The sequence below is a fragment of the Mesorhizobium sp. WSM4836 genome, assembly GCF_055811815.1.
This window is the reverse complement of the sequence record NZ_JBVVQF010000012.1, coordinates 1-17,657: the sequence shown is the minus strand read 5'-3', so window position 1 is coordinate 17,657 and position 17,657 is coordinate 1. Positions and strand designations below refer to the sequence as shown.

Here is a 17,657-nt window from a genome sequence, read left to right as displayed (position 1 = left end):
CCGGATGCAGGCATTACTGATGAATGTGCGGGCTCACGATGATGAGTTGCAAGCAGTTCGGGCGTGGACAGATGACCGAGGGCTGGACGGCGATCGCGTCTTGCAGGTGAATGTTTCCATCGAAGATGCGCAACGGCTCGCGCTTGCAGGCTTCGGCGACTTGCTGGAGGAGCGGCTGCGGGAACGAGCAGATCGGGTTGTTGCCGAGATAGGACTTTCCGATCACCGGATGGACCTGAGCGAAATTCTCAACCCGGTTACCCCTCAGATCGACGACCGACAGCGCCGGAAGTGTGCCGAGCGGCAGCGCATTGAAAACGCGGTTGTTGCGCAGATCGACATCCGACAACGCTGGCATGCTCGATAGATTGCCGACATTGGTGATCTGGTTGTTATTCAGGTAGATGTATTTGAGCCCGCTCGAGCCGAAGCGCGGGATGGCCGACAGCCGGTTGGTGGCGAGGTTCAGCTTCTGAAGTCCCGTGAGCGATGCGATCGGCGACGCGTCGGTGATCAGGTTGTCGAACAGGTTGAGTTCGCCCAGCGCCCGGAAATAGACCACAGGGTTGACGGCGATGATCGACTTCTTGTTCAGCGTCAGGCTGGTCAGTGACTGCGCCCAGTTCTGCACTGCGCTGCAATCGGTGCTGTCGACGTGGTCGGCCTGCATGCGGCTGTCGAGTGCCGCCATGAAGCCGCGCGAGTCGCCGAGCGCGATCGAATCGAACCGGTAGACGATGCAGTATTCAGCGAAGCTGGCGTACTGCAGCGGCAGGTTGCGAATTCCGGCGTCGTCGAGCAACGGCAGGTCCGCCAACGGCATAACGGATTGCACCTGGGTGTTCGAGAAATAGAGCTTGGTGAGCTTGTTGAGTAGCCCGATGCCGATCAGGTTCGACACTGGATTGCCCTCGACATTCAGTTGTTCGAGGCGGCGCAGTTGCAATATCCCCTGGATCGAGGAGATCTGGTTGTTGCGAATCCAAAGCTTTGTCAGCCCCGGTATTGCCGACAGCACCGAGACGTCGGACAGCTGGTTGTCGGACAGGTCGATGGAGGTCAGATTGCCCATCACCGGGAAGAGGGAGACGCTGGTCAAGCCGCGGTTCTTGGCATCGGCGAACTGGCGTGAGCTGAGATCGTCATAGGCTCTGCCGCAGACAGTCTTGCCCGAGATAGACAGCAGCGCGTTCACTTCTGCGGCTTGCGCGGGGGTCAGAAAGTCGGTCTGGTTGCGCATCAGGCATGCCGACAGGAAATCGGTCGCTTGCACAGGATTGTCGGAAAGATCGAGATTGATCAGGCCCGACAGCGCCGCCAGCGGCCTGACATTGGCAATCGAATTCTTTGACAGGTTGAGTATGCCGAGATTGGTCAGACCGGCGAGCGGCGCGATGTCGGTGATGTCATTGCTCGACAGGTTGAGCGAAGTGAGTTGCGGCAATGTGGCGAGCGGACGCAGGTCGCTGACGATCTTGGACGACAGGTCGAGCGCCGTGGTCGCCAGCAGCTTGTTGCCGACCGCCGAGCATGTTCCGCCGCCCTCCAATTCGACCATGGCGCGAATGGTCTGCCCAAGCGGGGTCGCAGCGTCGCGGTGCAGCACGCACAGGTCAACGAAGCTTTGCCCGCCGCCCGCTACGATTGGATTGCCGCTGAGATTGATGGCTAGCGTCGAGGGAAAGCTGCCGAGATTGGCGAAGGTCTCGATCTTGTTGTTGGCAAGGTTGAGGCTGGTCAGGCCGCCGAGCGCGCTGAGCGGTTCGAGCATGTCGCCGGTAAGGCCATTGTTGCCAATGGACAGTGTCGAGAGCGCCTGCAGGAATTGCAGCGGCTCAAGGCTGGCGACCTTGTTGTTGTCGAGCGAAAGGTTTGTGAGCAGCGCCAGCGCTGACAGTGCGCGGATGTCGGTGATGTCATTGTCGGAGAGGTCGGCCCGGGTCAGCGCGGTCAGCGGCGTCAGCGCGTTGATGTTGCTGATGTGATTGCCGGAAATGTCAAGGAAGGTCAGCGCCTTGAGCTTGGTCAGCGGCCCCAGGTCGGCGATCGAGTTCTCGGCGATCGACAGGCTGGCGAGGTTCGTTAGAACCGCAATCGGCTCTAGCGATTGTACGCCCTTGCCGTTGAGATTTAGCGTCGTGATTGATTCCAGGAAGGTCTGTGCGGCGTCGCATGCGGCGGGGTTGCCGAGCGCCGACACCCCGCCGGGCGTTGAATCGAGCACCGCCATCACGGTCGCCGTTTCAGCCGGCGTGCGGTCGCCCTTGACGCACCACTTCGCGAAGGTCGTCGGCTTGCTGACCAGCGGCGCGCCGGAGAGGCACGCGATGGTGTGGATCTTGCCGACGAAGAACGGCGTCGGATCGGCGTTCAGAGCCTGGTCGAGATTGAGCTTCAGCTCGGTGACCAGCGGCGCGCAGCTGGGAATGTAGAGCCGGTCGGAAAATGTCGTCGCGCCGAAATCTGAGGGGAATTGCAGGTAATAGACTAGGCCGCTGCCATTATCGTGCGCGAACACCTTGATCGGATATGTCTCGCCTGACGGGCACAGCAGCGGGTTGGCAGCGGGATCCGCGGCGACGATCGCGCTGTCGACGGCGGTCAACACTTCCGAGGGAACTGTCGCGAAGCCAAGTCCGCGGATCACTGCTTCCTCGTCAGCCTGGTCCTTGCAACGGATACGGTAGCCGCGCCCGTCGGAAATAAGCAACGGATAATGCAGCCGGTTCGCCTCCAGCGCCGGATCCTCGAACAGCACAACCTTGGGCTGGTCCGCTCGGGCCGGGCCGGCGCCGGCAGTCACGAGCAGGATTAGGACGAGGAGCAGCGATCGGGCGATGCGGTTCATCTGGTTTCTCCTTTCGAGGCTCCAGCTGATCGATGCGGCTCAATCAGCTCGAACCACTAGCGACGCTACCTCTCGTCCGCCGCCTTGAGGGTCCAATAGCTCGACGGATCGCGGTCGCAGGCGAACTGAAGGGCCGGGATGTTGTTCAAGTTGCTAACCCCGCCGGCAATCGTCAGGCACTTGCCTGTCTGGACGTTCTCCGCCTGAACTCCGTCGCGCGTCTCGACTAGATTCCAGCGGCGTGAAGGATCGCCGTCACAGTTGAACTGCAGGGCCGGGATATTGTTTTCGGTGCTGACTCCGCCGGCAATCGTAAGGCACTTGCCGGTCTGGACGTTCGCCACCTGGAAACCATCGCCTGTTTCGACCAGCCTCCAGCGCTGCCATTGACTACCGTCGCATTCGAATTGCACCGTCGGCGCGTTATTGTCGGTTCTTCCTTGCGCGACCGACAGGCACTTTTCGGTTTGCCGGTTCACCAGCACCACCTCGGCGTCGGCCGCCCGTATACTCCAGAACCGTGCCGGATCGCGGTCGCAGTTGAACTGGAGGGCAGGGATGTCGTCGTCGGTGCTCACCCCGCCGGCAATTGTCAGGCATTTTTTCGTCTGCACGTTTTCAGCCTGAAAGCCGTCGCCGGTCGCGGTCAGCTTCCAGCGTCGCGACGGGTCGCGGTCGCAGTTGAACTGAAGGGCCGGGATATTGTTGTCGGTGCTGACCCCGCCGGCAATGGTCAGGCATTTTCCGGACCGCACGTTCTGCAGCTGAAAACCGTCGTCCGTCTCGACCAGCTTCCAGCGTCGCCACTGGTCGTCGTCGCAGTTGAACTGTACGGCCGGCGCGTTGTTGTCGAGGCGCCCCTCGGCAACGGCCAGGCATTTGCCGGTCTGCATGTTTGCCAGCACCACGTCGGCCTCCTTGATTGCCGTGATGCAGGCTTCGAAAATCTTCCCGGAGGCGACGGTTGAATGCTCCGGTCGACTGATGCAGACCGGATTGCCGTCCAGCGAAGGGTTGAATGGCAGGATGGCGCTGACGGACTGCACCGTGGCCAGGCGGTTGGCGCGCAGGTTCAGAGCGGTAAGTTTGGTCAAGCCCATCAAGGCGCGTGCATCCGCGATCCGGTTCTTCGACAGGTCGAGCACCGTGAGTTCTTGCAGAAACCGCAGCGGCGACACGTCCGTGACCTTGTTGTTGGCCAGAACCAGCCGCATCAAAGCCCGCGCCGAGGCGAGCGGCCGCAGGTCGGCGATCTGGTTGGAACTGAGGTCGACGTCGGCCAGCTTCTTCATCACCGCCGCCACGTTGATGTTGCTGATCCTGTTTCGCGACAAATCGAGGAACGTGAGCTCGGTCAGTTTTTCGAGATCACGCGTGTCGGCAATTTCATTGCCGGACAAGGTCAGGCTCGTCAGATGGGTAAGTGTCGCCAGCGGCTCAAGGTTTGTCAGTCGTCGTCCGGCAAGGTCGAGCGTTGTGCTCGACGCGAGAAAATCCTGCGCGCTTGCGCACGCCGCCGGATTGCCTAACGCTGAGGCACCGCCGGGTGTCAGGGCAAGCAGTTCCTCGACCGTCGTCTGCTGGGTTGGATCAAGGTCATCCTTGACGCACCAACTGACGAAGGTCGTCGGCCTGCCGACAAGCGGCGCGCCGGCCACGCATGCGATAGTATGGACCTTTCCGGCGAAGAATGGGGCGGGGTCGGCGTCTATCGCCTGATTGAGGTTAAGTTTCAGTACCGCGACCAGGGGCGCGCAGCCCGGAATGTAGAGTTGGTCGGAAAAGGATGTTGACCCGAAATCGGTCGGGAACTGCAGGTAGTAGACGAGCCCACTGCCGCCGTCGTGCGCAAAGACCTTGATCGGGTAGTTCTCGTCGGACGGACACAACAGCGGATTGGCGGCGGGGTCGGCCGCGATGATCGCATTGTCGACGGCCGTCAGCACCTGCGACGGAACGGTGGCGAAGCCCAGTCCACGGATCACCGCCTCTTCGTCAGCCTGGTCGTTGCAGCGGATGCGGTAGCCGCGTCCCTCGGAGATGAGCAGGGGATAGTGCAAGCGGGTGGCGTTCAGCGTCGGGTCCTCCAACAGGACGACCTTCGGTTCCTCGGCGCGGGCCAGACCGGCATCGATCGCCACGAGCAGCGTCAGCAGGAGGAGCAGCGATCGGGCGATGCGGTTCATCTGGTTTCTCCTTTCCGCTCTATTCGACCAGGCTGAAGCGGCCTGGCCCGCAAGCCCGGCTGGTATTGTCGCGTGCGATGTCGTTGCCCGGCAGCAGGAAACTGGCGCTTGAGCCGCTGTCTGCGAAACTGACCGCACAGCGAAAGCCGGATACCGTCGAAGTGGTGAAATTCGCTGACGAGCCACGCTCGAGCTGGATGGCGGAGCCGACCGCAAGGCCAGCGGCCGTCGGTGCGAACCCGTCCGAGCGGCCGGCCACGACCGCCCCGCGCAGAACCAGCGGATTGGCCGCAGCGATGTCGGTGAAGTCCATCCGCATCAGGCTGTCGGAGGTAAGCACCGCGCCGAAGCGCGCGCGGACAATGCTGGACCGGGCGGGCGCTTGGGCCGAGATCAGCAGCCGTGCCCGAACGCCTTGGATCGCCAGCATGTCTGCTTCAACCCGGAGCCCGCGCGCATAAAGGTCAGCCAGGCACAGCGACGCGCCGCGCGCCATCGGCGACAGTCCCTCCGCCACGGTGCCGATAGTCACATCGTCGAGCGCGACAGCACCATTCTGCGCGATGATGGCGACGACCTCGTCGGTCGTTTGATCGGCTGCCCGCGCCAGGTCGATCCGTTCGAGGTCGAGCCGCGGCAACCCATCCGCGACGATAATGACGCCAGTCGCCGACAGGATGCATGACGACGTGCCGGCTGGCACCCGGTTGGCGGTGCCGACGAGCCGCGAGCGGGCGACGCCGGCGGCAGGCGCCACGTGCACCGTCTTGAACGGCAATCCCTTCAGTATCAGGGTGTGCGGCGTCTGGACCGATGCGGGCAGTTCGAGTCTGAGATTGGCCCGGCCGGCGCAATCGCCCTCGGCGGAGAATTGCTCTAGCGTCAGGGTGCCGCCATCATTGATGCGGCGAACGCACGTATCGTTGGCCGAACCCCGACAGTCGAAGCCGGTACCCGGAAGCGGAGCGGCTGTCAGCGCGCGATCGGTCTCGCCCATCCAGTCGCCAATGCCGGGGACAGAAAGGCCGAGCGCCGAGGTGAGAAGCGGGCAGCCCGTGAAGGACAGGCTTCGCCCTTCCGCGAAGGTCCAGTCCAGCCGTGCATTGCCGAGGGGGTCAAGCGAGCTGATGGACGGGCCGGCTGGCAGCAGCGACAGGCCGAGGTCGATGCCGGGCTGCGCGAAGGCCGCGTGCTCGCGCTGATAGCCATCGCAATTCGACAGACACAGGTCGACGAAGGGCGCCGAACGAAGCGCGGCCACCGCGTCGGCACCAAGTAGGGTTACGGCCTCGGCCTCGGCGATTCCGAAGAATGCCCGCAACTTCTTCTCTGCCGCTTCCGCCGCAGCCGCATCGACGATGATGTCGCGCGTCGCCCTGCCGTCGAGGCGCACAACCGGCAGATAGGAGGGCTGCGCGCCTTCGCCGGGCGGCGTGTAGCGCACGACATAGACCGTGTCGCCGATGCTGTCGGCGCTGAGGAAGGTTTCAAACCGGTGCAGGCTCCAGCGGGCCACGCTCGCCACCGCGAGGTCCGACGGGCCGCCGAGATCTCCGCGGCCGCAATCGAGTACGAACGGTGTTCCAACGCTGGGCGGCGCGACGAAGCCCTGGAGCACCCCCGGCAGTTGCAGTCGCTCGCGGATGGCGAGCGCCGCCTTGATCTCCGCGCAGGCGGTGGGCACAGCGAAATAGCCGCTGCCCGAGGGGGAGGGGAGATAATAATTGCCCGATGCCTCGACATCGGCCCAGATCGCGGTTGTCGCCGGCCAGTCGACGTCAAATGCGGTGCCAAGGCATGGCAGCCGCGGCTGCACCCCAAAGCCGTTTTCAGCTTGGAGCTTGGCAAGCGTCGCCGGCGAGACAGCGGCGGTGTCGGGCAGGTGCAGCAGCCGCTTCGCCTGGCCCGCGCTGGCGCAGCCGGCGAGTTCCACCGCCTTGCCGTCGAAAAGGGCCACATAGACGTCCCTGTTCTGGTCGGTGACGAAAGCGGCAAGCTGCGGCTCGGCGCGGGCCGCTGAAGCGCCCGCGAGAAGCAGGGCGAGCAAGGCGGCCGCCTGTCTCATCGCAATTCGCTCAGGCAGCTTGCTGCGCGGGCTGGGTCCATGTTGACCTCGGTCATCAACGGATCGAGGCCGGCCGACTGGCACAACTCCTTGACCGAGACCGAGTGCGGCCCTTGGAAGTCGACCGTAAGATTTCCATTGGTGATCTGCCCGTTCTGGCCGACGCATAGCGGATTGTTGGCAAGCGCCGGCCGACGGCAGGTACGGATGACGTCGGCCATCGCGCGACGGTTGGTCAGTTCGCAGAAGTAGATGCGGCAGAGCGCGGCGACCGTGGCGCGGTTCTCGGCGTCGGCATTGATAATACGCTTGATGTCTGCAACCAGCGCGCTCGCCTTGGCCTCGAAGGCGAGGCCTTCGACGCGCGTCTTTTCGCCCGCGATCTCACCCGACCGTTCGGTGATCTTTGGCATCAGGTTGATGTTTTCCGACGTTATGAACAGCCCGCCTTTCCAGCGGTCGAACTCGTCAAGGATCGAGGTCGCCCTCAGGATCGCCTCGCGGTAGGCGATGTAGATCGGCCCCATCTTGGTGTCGCGCGCCGCCTCGTAGACCTGGTTTAGCGCGGCGTATTCCTTGTTCACTGCGTTGGCACCCGCCTTGATGTCGTCGATGCCGGCACGCGAACTCTGCACCAGGCCCTCGGCACGCTTCAGCTTGCGGGAAAACATCGCCGTGATCGGGCTCTCGACGCTGGCGAAGTAGCTCTCGATCACCTTGCCGGCCGCGCCGTCGGAAAAGGCATCGATCTCGGTGTCGGACAAATTGGAGATGAGGCCGCACTGGCCGTCGAAATCGGCACTCAAGGGGCCGGCCTCGCAAGCGCTCATCTCGGCCAGCCTCTGGTCTAGCGTCCGGTTCGAACCGAGCCTGTCGGCATACTCGAACAACGCATGATTCCATTCGATCGCATTCAAGTCGGCCTGGCTGTGCCGCCGGTCGCGGCAAAACAGCGTCTGTTCCATCCGGCTCTGGTTGCCCGAAGCGCGGTAGGCGTCGAGATGACGCGTCGCCTCGGCGCAGTTGGCCAAGCCCGAAATCAGGCCGGCGAGCTGCTGGTGGACAGGCGGCAGTCCGCGTGTCTGCGCCTCGCGCATCAGGTTGGCCGCGCGTTGGCTGTCGTCGGGGCTGCGGGCCGGGCGGTGGAAGACGCAGAGGCCTTGCTCGAAGGTCTTCAGCGTGCCGTCCGCAATGGCCGGCCCCTCGCAGTTGGGAGCCTCGAGAACGCGCGATTCGATCGTATACCCGGCGAGATTGTCGACGAACAGGTCGCGCGCAACCGCTCCCGTCGCGCCTAGCGCCAGAGCGAGCACTGCCGTGGCTACAATAGCTTTCACGGCGCGCTCGCGAAGATGAAATAGAGGGTGAACACAGCGCCGTCGAACGGGCAGTCGCTCGGCTGCAGCGACAACCGATACGAACCGATCAGCGGCGCGCCGAGATAGGGCAGGATCAGGCTGGTGTCGTTCGACGGTCCGGGCGCGCGTGGAAACTTGCGCGCCTGGTAGCGATCCTGGACCCAGTAGCGGATGATCCGGGTGATCTCGTCGCCGCTGTCGGCCTGGTTGAAAAAGGTCTGCAAAGCGACCCGCTCCGGCCCGATCGAAATGTCGGCGCTAACCTCGCTCGACCCCTTGGTCAGCGGCTTGAGGACGAAGCCGCTGCCGCGGTGTTGCAACGCGAAGCGGTTCCATTGCGCCCCAGTGCACTGATAGTCGGTGCCGACGAAGACATCGATCAGGGTCAGGTTCTTGCGTTCACGGAATTTGTTGGGCGCCCACAGCGCGAAATAGCCGGTTGCCTTCATCAGCGCGTCGGTCGACGCGAACGGCGAAACCTCGAACTCGACATTCTCATCGAGCGCCAGCTTGCGGGCGAAACCGGAATTGGCGGGCACGACGATTTGGGCGACATCGATGTTGATCTGCCGCTCGTCGAAGAAGCGCTTGGCAACAATGTCGTCTATCATCGCCTGGAGCTGGGTTGCGTTGCGCACATAGACCACGGGCACAGTCGTGTCCTCGCCGGTGAAGGCCTGCACCACTTCAAAGCGGCGGCGCATCAGGTGCATCAGCCGGTTGGCGGTCTCGAGCACGCGGCGCTTGGTCACCAGATATTCGGGGATGCCCTTCATCAGCTCGGCGACAGTGTCCTGGGTCGCGATGAACAGGTTCTTGCTCCTCGCCGGATCGTCGATCTGGGTGACCAGCTTCGTCATGTCCTCCTGCTGCTTTGTCACCTCGGCCTGAACGTTGCTCTGGAACTTCAGGATGCTGTCCTGCAGCGCGCGGCTCTTCAGAGCGAGGTCCTTGGCCTGGTTCAGCCCCGCGACAAGTTCCTCGGTATTGCCGCGCGACTGCGTAATGCGCTGCTCGACGAAGGCGAGCTCGGCATCATTCAGCGCCAGCATCTTATCCTTCTGCCGGTCGCGCAGTTCGTTGATCAGGTTGGTAGAGGCATTTGATTCCTCGGCGAGGCCGGCCACGGTCGTCTGCGCAGCGCGAACGCGGTCGATGCGACCGTTGGTTGCCGCGACCAGTTCGGCGACACGTGCATTGTCCTCGTTGAGCTGAGCTTCCGACAGGGACAGCTTGTCGAGTTCCAGGTTGAGTATCGCGATCTCGTTGGTCAGCCGGTCGATCGTGCGCTGCTGGTCGGTGATCTGGAAACTGAGCAAGTCGTTCTCGCGCCCCTGAAGATCGAGCCCGGCGAGTATGCGCGCATGGTCTGACGTGAGACGCGCCACCTGCTCGTCGATGCCGAGATCCTGGCTCTGGCAGTCGACCGCCGCCATCGAGCCCTGCAGCGTCAGTTCCTTGATCTCCTCGGCTCCCTGCGCCAGCCGACCAGCGAGCTGGAAGTGGGTGTCGATGAGCGCGCGGGCCTTGAGCGCCTTGTCGAGGTCGAGTTCCTCGTTCGTCTGGCGAAGCTGCGTGATCCGCTGCTTCAGGCCGTTGATCTGGTTGATGTTTTCCTGCGTCACCCGGCCGGTCGCGATGATCGTCGACAGGATCGACTGCGCCGCTTCGAGCGATGCCTTGACGACCTTGGAGGTGTCGATCTTGGTCGCCGCGCCGCTAGCGAGCCCGCAGGCGCAGACATTGACCTCGGGTATCGCCGCGGAGATCGCGTAGGCGGCCTGGATGGAGGTGAGTGTGATCTGCGCGGCCTGCGTCGTGCCGTTGAACGCGGCGAACCAGGCGATCACCTCGGTGAGCTGGCCGTCGACCTGGTCACGTGCCTCCTCGAGATCTGCCTTCCTCTTAGTGTAGACGTCACGCTCGGCTTGGTAGAGTTTCTTGGCGAAGTCGGTTTCCGTCTGGGTGAACGAGCCGCAACTGACGTTCGCCAGTTCCTGCGGCAGCGAGATGTTCGACGTGATCATCTGCTGATCGGACATCAGCGGCTCGACGTCGGCGAAATCGGCGTCACCGATGACGCACTTCATCAGAAAAGCCCTGGCCTGGGTCTGGGTGGTCAGGAGCTGAGCCCTGAGGCCTGATTGTCCGTCCGGGCCGCACATCTGGGCCACGTACTGGTTGCGCGTGAAGGCCGGCGTTACTGTCTGGCACGGCTGTTCACCCGGCAGTAGCGGAGTGAACGGATGGGCCGGCGTTTCTCCGATCAAGGCAAGCTGGTTCTCGATACCGCAAAGCTGCTCGCGGTCGACGGCCCGGCGGCGCTGATAGAGATCGGTCTGGCGCAATTGCAGTTCAGTGATTGCGCCGTTCGCGCGAGCGATCGCACCCTGGTTGTTGGTGATTTGTGTTTGGAGGATCTGCCGCTGGCGAACCGCCTGTTCGAGCTGGTTGGCATTGCGCTCGGTCTGGCGGGCATATTCGGTGATCTGGCTTTCGAGCGAGGAAATCTGCAGATCGAGGTTCATCTGCGTCATTTCCCAGTTCAGCAGCCAGCGCAGTTCGTTGCGCCGCTCGGTTTCGGCCTCCTTGGAGAGGACGATCAGGTCGAGTTCCTGCCGGTCGTTGATTTGACGGCGCTGGTTCTCGAACTCGGCGATCTTGGTGGCGAGCTCGATCTCCAGAGACCTGATCTGCTGGCGGTAGCCGAACGTGTCCTTCTCGGCGTCGATCGCGCTGATCTCTTGCTGGACGGTGGTGGCGAAGGTCTGCGCCTCGTGCTCCAGCTTGCCGATCTTATGGGCGATCAGGTTGACTTCCTGGCTACGGATCGTCCGCTCCTCGTCGATCGCGCGCGTCGCTTCGCCCGCCTTGTCGGCGTACCATCGGTCAACCAGCGTCTCGACATTGCGCTCAACATCGATCAGCCGCTGTTCGCTCTCGATCAGTGCCTGCTGCAGTTCCTCGAACGGGATCGTCGTGAACTGCATCGGGTCGATATTGAGGAACAGGAAACCCTTGCGCACGCTTTCCATGCGCGCGTTCAGGTCGCTCTGCTGCAGCAGCAGGTCGGCGCGCAGGTCGTCGTAGGTGGACTCGCCCGGAATATCCATCTGCGTCTCGACCAGCACCCACATAGCGGCTTCGTAATTGGTGTAGGCCTTGGAGAGGTTGGGTTGGCTGTTGAGACCAGCGCCTCCAACGGCGCCCAGCGTATCGCTGACCAGGAAGTCGAGCGCCTTGACGCGCGCCTCCGAGAGGGTCTGGTACCAGACGTCGCCGGTATTCATCAGCAGCTGGATCTTCAGCGAAGACAGCCCCGTGAGCTGCCGCACGAAGGTGCGGTAGCTCGCATCCTCTCCCGCCGCGGTACCATGGTCACCCCCTTGTTGTCGGGCGAGAATGCGAAGGCCGCGATCAACGATCTCGATGCCTTGCCGGCCGAATTCCTGCGCCGCCTGCGGCGAAACCGGCGTATCGTTGCGACTGACGCCGCTCGCCGACGACAGGAAGGGCATGTCGGCCGCGAGGAACAGGCGATAGCGCCCCAGTTGCAGGTGGCAGTCGAAATCGCATACGATCGCCAGGCGTCCGGTCGTCTCGTCGCCGCAGGTCGTCAGGAACTGTTCGAGTTCGGTTGCGACTTCACCCATATATTTCACATCGGCGCGGAAGTTGGCGATCTTGAGCAGCGTCGTCAGCTCGCCGGCATGGCCGGCCGCCGCGTCGACATCGAGCGCCATGCAGCCCTGCGCGCGCGCCATTCCGGCAGCCCCAAAGATGATGCTGACGACCAGCCCGCAAAACAGGAAGAACCGTCTCATGGCTGCCCCGCCGTCAGAAAGACCTCGGAAATCTGGCGAACATGCCGGGCAAGTTCGGCCATCTGCGCCTTGGAAAGCGACGGATTCTGGAACCGTCCGACCGCCGCCCGGGCATGGTTGATGCAGTCCTCGTAGGGCCCATTGATCATCGCGGTCAGCGCGCCAGTGTCGAGCGTGAGGTCGAGCGCCGAATACGCTCCGCCCAGTCCTGCGCAGGAAGAAAGCTCAGCGGTGATCGCGGGATCGTCGACGACATGCGTGAGGCCCGACAGAGCCGTCATCACCCCTTCGATCTGCCCGACGATCTGCGCCATCCTTGCCTTGCCGTCTTCGAACTCCTTCAGCGAATCCGGCTGGTTGAGGCTGGAGAGATCGACCGCTTGCAGCGTGGCGATCGTCTCTGCTGCTTTCAACTGATCCTCCTTGACGAGAACCATGTTGGCCTGCGCGTTGCCGAGCACACGCTCCAGCTCCATCACCTCGGCCGACTTGATCGACACGTCCATCTCGTTGACCAGTGACTGGTATTCGGTCGAAGCGGCGTTCATCAGGTTGAGCGTGTCGTCGACCTTGGTCCTGACCGCCTTGACGATTTGCGCGCGCACCCGTGTCTCGATCAGGCCAGTCGTTTCGGCCCGCCCGCGTATCGGCTTGACCGAACAGACCAGTTTCGCCAGAGCGTCCGAGCCGAGCCGCGCACGCACCGCCTCGACGATCGGGAACAGCGGACGCCAGGCCGAAGGCAGCGAATCCAGGCTGGCGCCTGACAAAGGCCCGACATTGATCTCGTTCATCCGCGTCAGGTGCCGGCATTTCTCCGGCAAGTCGGCCCCGGAGAAATAAAGCCGCCCAGTAATCAGGTAGGCCTCGACGGCGGCGGCGTATTGTCGGCCGACGAGCGCGGCGAGCTCTTCGGCGCTGTCGGTAGAGATTGGGGCGAAGAAGCGGTAGCGGCTGAGGTAGATCTCCGACCAGGCTAGGCGTCGCATCAGCACCGAGGCGTCATCGGCCGAAAGCGGGATGACCGGAAAGCCGACGCTGCGGCTGCTGCCGGAGGTCCCTGACGCCTCGCCGACCACCTCGCCTGTGAACGGCAGGCCGAAATCGGGCTGCGTCGCCTCGTGGCTCGGTTCGACGGCGGCGGGACCGGGGGTGAGCAGGCTGAACCGGGTGGTGTCGGGCGTTGCGTTCGAGAGCGTCGCGTTCCAGAAACCGTCGAGTTTCTCCGATGTGTAAGCGCGCTCCAGGATCGATGCGGCGCCGGCTTCGCCGGCCAAGAGGCAACTGACGATCAGGGACATCGCGATGGCTCGGAAGCTTGTCATCGGCAGTACCACACCCTGTCGGCCGCGCCAGCCTGGGCGCAGATGCCGGTCGCCGCGCCGTGCGCCTTCCAGTCAGCCTTGATTTTGGCGAGATCGTTGAATGCGCCCTGTGCCGCGTTGTCGGCATGAACCTCGGCGTCCAGTCCCCAGAAGGGCTTTGCCGGATCGGTCGGGAGCAGCACCCCGATCATGTTGATGTGGAAGGCAGAGATTTTGAGAAAGTCCTCGGCGTTTGCGACAGTGTCGCGATTGAGATTGGCGTATTGCTCAGGCGTGACGTTGCCGAGCGCCCGCTTGAACTCTCCCTCCGAGACTTCGACGGAACGCAGCATCTGCGTCGTCTTCGCCGCCAGCCCGTCGAGGATCGAGGTGTTGGCGACCAGCGTCGCGCCCGCACCGCTCACCGGTCCGAAGATCTCTGCAAAAATGGCGCGGATCGCCTTCAAGTGCGTATCGGCCGATTTGATCTCGACGCGGCGCAGAGCGATGCCTGTTTCGAGATCGGACGCTCGACTGACGAAGCTTCTCAGCGCCAGTTGCAGCGTGTCGAACGAGGAACGGGCTTCCGGCGGCGGCTGCAGGAATACCGAGCGCGCATAGCGTACGGCTTCGCTGCGGGCAATGTCCTCGACGGTAGCGCGTGTCAGCGCCGATTCCGGACAGCCGGTGACGTCGCCGAGGTCAGTCAGCATCTGGGCGGCATGGTAGATTTGATCCATCTGTCGCACCGTGCCGAACGAGCCGCTGGTGGTGAACTCAGCCTCGACGCCGGAAAGATAGTCAGTCAGGTATTCGCGCGCGAACTTCACCATCTCGCACTGCACGCCGGCGGCGCGTTCGCGAATGTGGCGGCCGTAGAACGATGCGCCGACGAAGTATTTCTGGTCGGGAGTCGGTTCGAACCGCTCGACGAAGAGTGACTGGATAACGGTATCATATTCGCCGCACGCATAGGTGCGTTCAACACATGCGGGGTCGGTCTGCAGGTCGCACTGCGATAGCGTGGGGCCGCAGATTTGCTGGGCTGCCGCGGGGTCAACCCCTCCGCCGTACACAAGAGACGCGGCCAAGATGATCGCTGTATTGAAGACACATCTCTTCAACATAACGACCAAAGGAAAATGCACAAAAGCCTCCCCTCCCGCCGAAGCGGCGGCTCCATTGCTTTTTATTGGCAATATCTAGCAGGCTACTTTTGGTATTTGCTCGTTACAGCGAAAATTGGCCGCCGAAAGCGTGGCCAATTCAACCTCACATTCGCTATAATACGCCTCAATAAAGTAAGTTAAAACGTTTTGTCTGTCAATACAGCTGACTTTTTGCATTCCGTCCCAGAAAACCCGGCCTAAGTGTCGAGGCAGTTAACATATCGTAAAGAATTGTCTTTTCCGCTCTCTTTTGGCCTCGTCCAAGCGTCGGTCGGCGCCTACTGTTCGAGTGCGGAAGGTCACGATCTGGTTTGAGAAAGCCGAAGAACTGCGTTGAGGGAGAGCAGACCAACCTCCAGCGATCGCCTGGCGATCGCCAATTTGGCAAGTGCGTAACGACTTCATAATTGTCTTCAACTTGTCGTCAGAGGGGCCGAATTGTCGGTAGCAACTTTCCACGATCGCGGAAATATCAGCCTCGCATAAGCTTAATAGTCACGCCATGTAGCTAGTCCACGCCTGTGGCCGGCACCCCAAAAACGCACCATACGCTTGCCTTCTTGGTCGCTTCAAGCGGACGCACCAGAGTCGTGGGAGCACTGAATGTGACGACCGCGAAGGATCCTGCCAGCCCTGGCCATTCAGTGCGGGTCCAGTATTCGGTTTCGCTTCGTGCGAGCGGTGGCAGCTTGTATTGCGCGAACGCTTCGCGCTGCCTTGGCCAGTCCGCCGAATCGAGGCTCGTCAATTCCGCCATCGTCGGAAGTTGCCAGCCCATGTCGCCGTACGGCCCGCCTTGTCCGAGCGTAGCGCAATACCCCATCGCATCGCTCAGCGTGGCAGGCTGATCAAGCCTGTCTATCCTGGCGACGAGGCAAGTGCGTTGGTCAACAAAGGCCTTGCCGTCATGTTCAGCGAGCAGCGAGAAATTTTGGTCATTCAGCGGTTGGCGTGCCTGCTTGTGCACAATACCGCAAGGTGCGGCTTGGGACTGCGGCGCCGATAGGGTTACGAAGACGGCAAGGCCAATGCTGAAAGTCGCAAGAGTGGCAATCCGAAGCATGCCTTACTCCTCCCTGGCCGCGCATTCCGCGTGGCAACCGAATAAGCATACTTGAACCCGCGAACAATTAAAAGTTCCTGCACTTCCGAAATAGGAGGAACTTCCTTGAATTGACGGCCACTATGACGGATATCTTGGTTGGTGCTCTGCCGACAATCTAGTGCAAGCGTTTCTCGATGCATGCGAACTGGTTGCGTGACGTATGCCAACTGCATGGAAGCATTCACGAACAGCCGACCACCGCTAGTTCATGAGATCATACAGGGCGCCAAAGGGCGAGCGCGACGGCGCGATAGGCCGGTTCGCTTAAGGGCGGAATGAGTGTCACACCTAAAACAGCGACCCTTGCGCGCACGCCTGTTCAAGCGCTGCCGCGAACTTAATCTGTGTCGCCGGTTTTTTGACGATCACCAGCGCATCGTCGGGCGCTGTGCGCTGCAGGTGTCTTGCCTCCGACCATGGCGCGGTGAGCCAAGTCTCGGTTTCTTCCGGCGTGGTCAGGATCACCGGCATCGCCTTCTCGTGGATCGGCGCGATCAGCGCGTTGGGCTGGGTCGTCATGAAGCCATAGACCTGGTGATCGGCGGGGCCGTCCTTGACCTTGCGAATGCCCTGCCAGCGCGTCCACAGGCCGGCAAAGAAGAACAGCGGGCGGTCCTCGCCGAGTGCAAACCAGTAGTTGCGCTGAATGCCGGTCTCGGGGTCCTTGTCGCCGGGCGTCGGGCTGAGCTCGGCGAAGCTGGTGACGGGTACCACGCAGCGGTTCTCGATGCCGAGATATTGCTGCCAATGGCCGTATTGCGGATTGCGGATATTGGTGGTGCCATAGTCGGCCTTGCCCTTCACGCGCTCCAGTGGCGTCGGCATGCCCCACAGCAAATTGGCCAATTCGCGTTCGCCCTCCGGCGCGTTGCGCACCACCGGGCCGGGCTGGTTGGGATAGATGTCGATGGAGGGTTCGAGATTGCCGAGGATGTCGCGCAGCGCGCGTGTCCACTGGCGGATGGCCTCCTGGCTGGTCGTGATATTGTAGAGAGTGCACATGGCCTGGAATGTGCCCCAATCGCTGCTGTGTCGCAACGTCCACAGGCAATAGGCACGGTTTCCATTCCCCTGAAACGGCCTAGCAGAAGTTTAGCAAGACTTGCTTTGGTGAAGCTCACACCAGGCGGGGCACTCCTAGCAGCGTTAGGATGCATCCGAGCGGTGTTGGCTGTCGCGATCTCCGAAGAGAGCGGGCTCCGCTCGGCCTGATCTCTGCGCAAGAATATCGCGCATCTAAGATGCGCGAAAAACCTTGCCACCTGAGCGCCGACAGGAATTGTCGCGCATCGGGAATGCGCGGCAATTCCATGCTGCACCTTGTCGGACAGCAGTTCACCGCCGGGTCAGTATCGGGAATACTTTCGCTTGCTCGGGATCAGGAACCCGCCCTTTAGTAGCTCCAGGGCGTCGAGTGCCTCTTCCCCCTGCAAATTTGTCAGAGCTACCCCGTCTGTGAAGACAACCTCGTCGTCATCTATATCATAGACCTCCCAAAACCCGTTCGTGACTCTTCGGAGGGCGTGACGACGTTTCATCAGCGGATGCTAATTGAGTCGCGAGAAATGAAGGCAAAAAATTGAGAACGGGCGAAATTTGCAGTGGAAAAGTTTGAAAGCGCCGCGCAAGCTTGCCCTCCTAAGGCAGAGGTCACAGGTTCGAATCCTGTCGGGTGCGCCAAGTCGGGATGAATATCAAGAATGAGACATGATGCCTTGGCCGGATCAGCCGCCGCCTCAAACTCCTCGGCCGATGAGAACGACCTGACCTCGAAGCCGTGAGCGCGGAGCAGGCGCTC

The 17,657-nt window shown here is 62.2% G+C and carries 9 protein-coding genes and 1 pseudogene; all 10 read right to left on the bottom strand.

What is annotated here, in order from left to right; translation table 11 throughout:
- Positions 1-13 precede the first annotated feature (13 nt).
- Entirely contained in the window at positions 14-2,848 is a 2,835-nt protein-coding gene (locus tag AC0L2P_RS15710) for a leucine-rich repeat domain-containing protein (protein WP_473502240.1), read from the bottom strand.
- A 65-nt stretch (positions 2,849-2,913) separates the two neighbouring features.
- Positions 2,914-5,034 carry an RICIN domain-containing protein gene (locus tag AC0L2P_RS15705; protein WP_473502239.1) on the bottom strand — a complete coding sequence of 707 codons (2,121 nt, stop codon included), beginning with the start codon at positions 5,032-5,034 and terminating at the stop codon, positions 2,914-2,916.
- Positions 5,035-5,053: 19 nt separating this feature from the next.
- Positions 5,054-7,099: a hypothetical protein gene (locus AC0L2P_RS15700; protein WP_473502237.1), complete on the bottom strand. Its 2,046-nt coding sequence runs from the start codon at positions 7,097-7,099 to the stop codon at positions 5,054-5,056.
- Positions 7,096-8,436 (bottom strand): hypothetical protein, encoded by a 1,341-nt coding sequence (locus tag AC0L2P_RS15695; protein WP_473502236.1) that lies wholly within the window; start codon positions 8,434-8,436, stop codon positions 7,096-7,098. The genes AC0L2P_RS15700 and AC0L2P_RS15695 overlap by 4 nt, the downstream gene beginning before the upstream one ends.
- Positions 8,433-12,281 carry a hypothetical protein gene (locus AC0L2P_RS15690; RefSeq protein WP_473502234.1) on the bottom strand — a complete coding sequence of 1,283 codons (3,849 nt, stop codon included), beginning with the start codon at positions 12,279-12,281 and terminating at the stop codon, positions 8,433-8,435. Before AC0L2P_RS15690 ends, AC0L2P_RS15695 begins: the two co-directional genes overlap by 4 nt.
- Positions 12,278-13,606, bottom strand: a complete 1,329-nt coding sequence (locus AC0L2P_RS15685) for a hypothetical protein (RefSeq protein ID WP_473502232.1) — start codon at positions 13,604-13,606, stop codon at positions 12,278-12,280. Before AC0L2P_RS15685 ends, AC0L2P_RS15690 begins: the two co-directional genes overlap by 4 nt.
- Positions 13,603-14,676 (bottom strand): hypothetical protein, encoded by a 1,074-nt coding sequence (locus AC0L2P_RS15680; protein WP_473502231.1) that lies wholly within the window; start codon positions 14,674-14,676, stop codon positions 13,603-13,605. Before AC0L2P_RS15680 ends, AC0L2P_RS15685 begins: the two co-directional genes overlap by 4 nt.
- A 586-nt stretch (positions 14,677-15,262) precedes the next feature.
- Entirely contained in the window at positions 15,263-15,817 is a 555-nt protein-coding gene (locus AC0L2P_RS15675; RefSeq protein WP_473502229.1) for an Lcl domain-containing protein, read from the bottom strand.
- Positions 15,818-16,147: 330 nt separating this feature from the next.
- On the bottom strand, positions 16,148-16,861 hold the full coding sequence (locus tag AC0L2P_RS15670; RefSeq protein ID WP_473502227.1) for an SOS response-associated peptidase: 714 nt from the start codon (positions 16,859-16,861) through the stop codon (positions 16,148-16,150).
- Positions 16,862-17,396: 535 nt separating this feature from the next.
- Positions 17,397-17,657: pseudogene (locus AC0L2P_RS15665) on the bottom strand (hypothetical protein); the annotation flags it as partial.

Bases quoted from the DNA above. Each gene is read 5' to 3' on its own strand.
- AC0L2P_RS15710 (WP_473502240.1), bottom strand. From the start codon at position 2,848: ATGAACCGCATCGCCCGATCGCTGCTCCTCGTCCTAATCCTGCTCGTG.
- AC0L2P_RS15705 (WP_473502239.1), bottom strand. From the start codon at position 5,034: ATGAACCGCATCGCCCGATCGCTGCTCCTCCTGCTGACGCTGCTCGTG.
- AC0L2P_RS15700 (WP_473502237.1), bottom strand. From the start codon at position 7,099: ATGAGACAGGCGGCCGCCTTGCTCGCCCTGCTTCTCGCGGGCGCTTCA.
- AC0L2P_RS15690 (WP_473502234.1), bottom strand. From the start codon at position 12,281: ATGAGACGGTTCTTCCTGTTTTGCGGGCTGGTCGTCAGCATCATCTTT.
- AC0L2P_RS15685 (WP_473502232.1), bottom strand. From the start codon at position 13,606: ATGACAAGCTTCCGAGCCATCGCGATGTCCCTGATCGTCAGTTGCCTC.
- AC0L2P_RS15675 (WP_473502229.1), bottom strand. From the start codon at position 15,817: ATGCTTCGGATTGCCACTCTTGCGACTTTCAGCATTGGCCTTGCCGTC.
- AC0L2P_RS15670 (WP_473502227.1), bottom strand. From the start codon at position 16,861: ATGTGCACTCTCTACAATATCACGACCAGCCAGGAGGCCATCCGCCAG.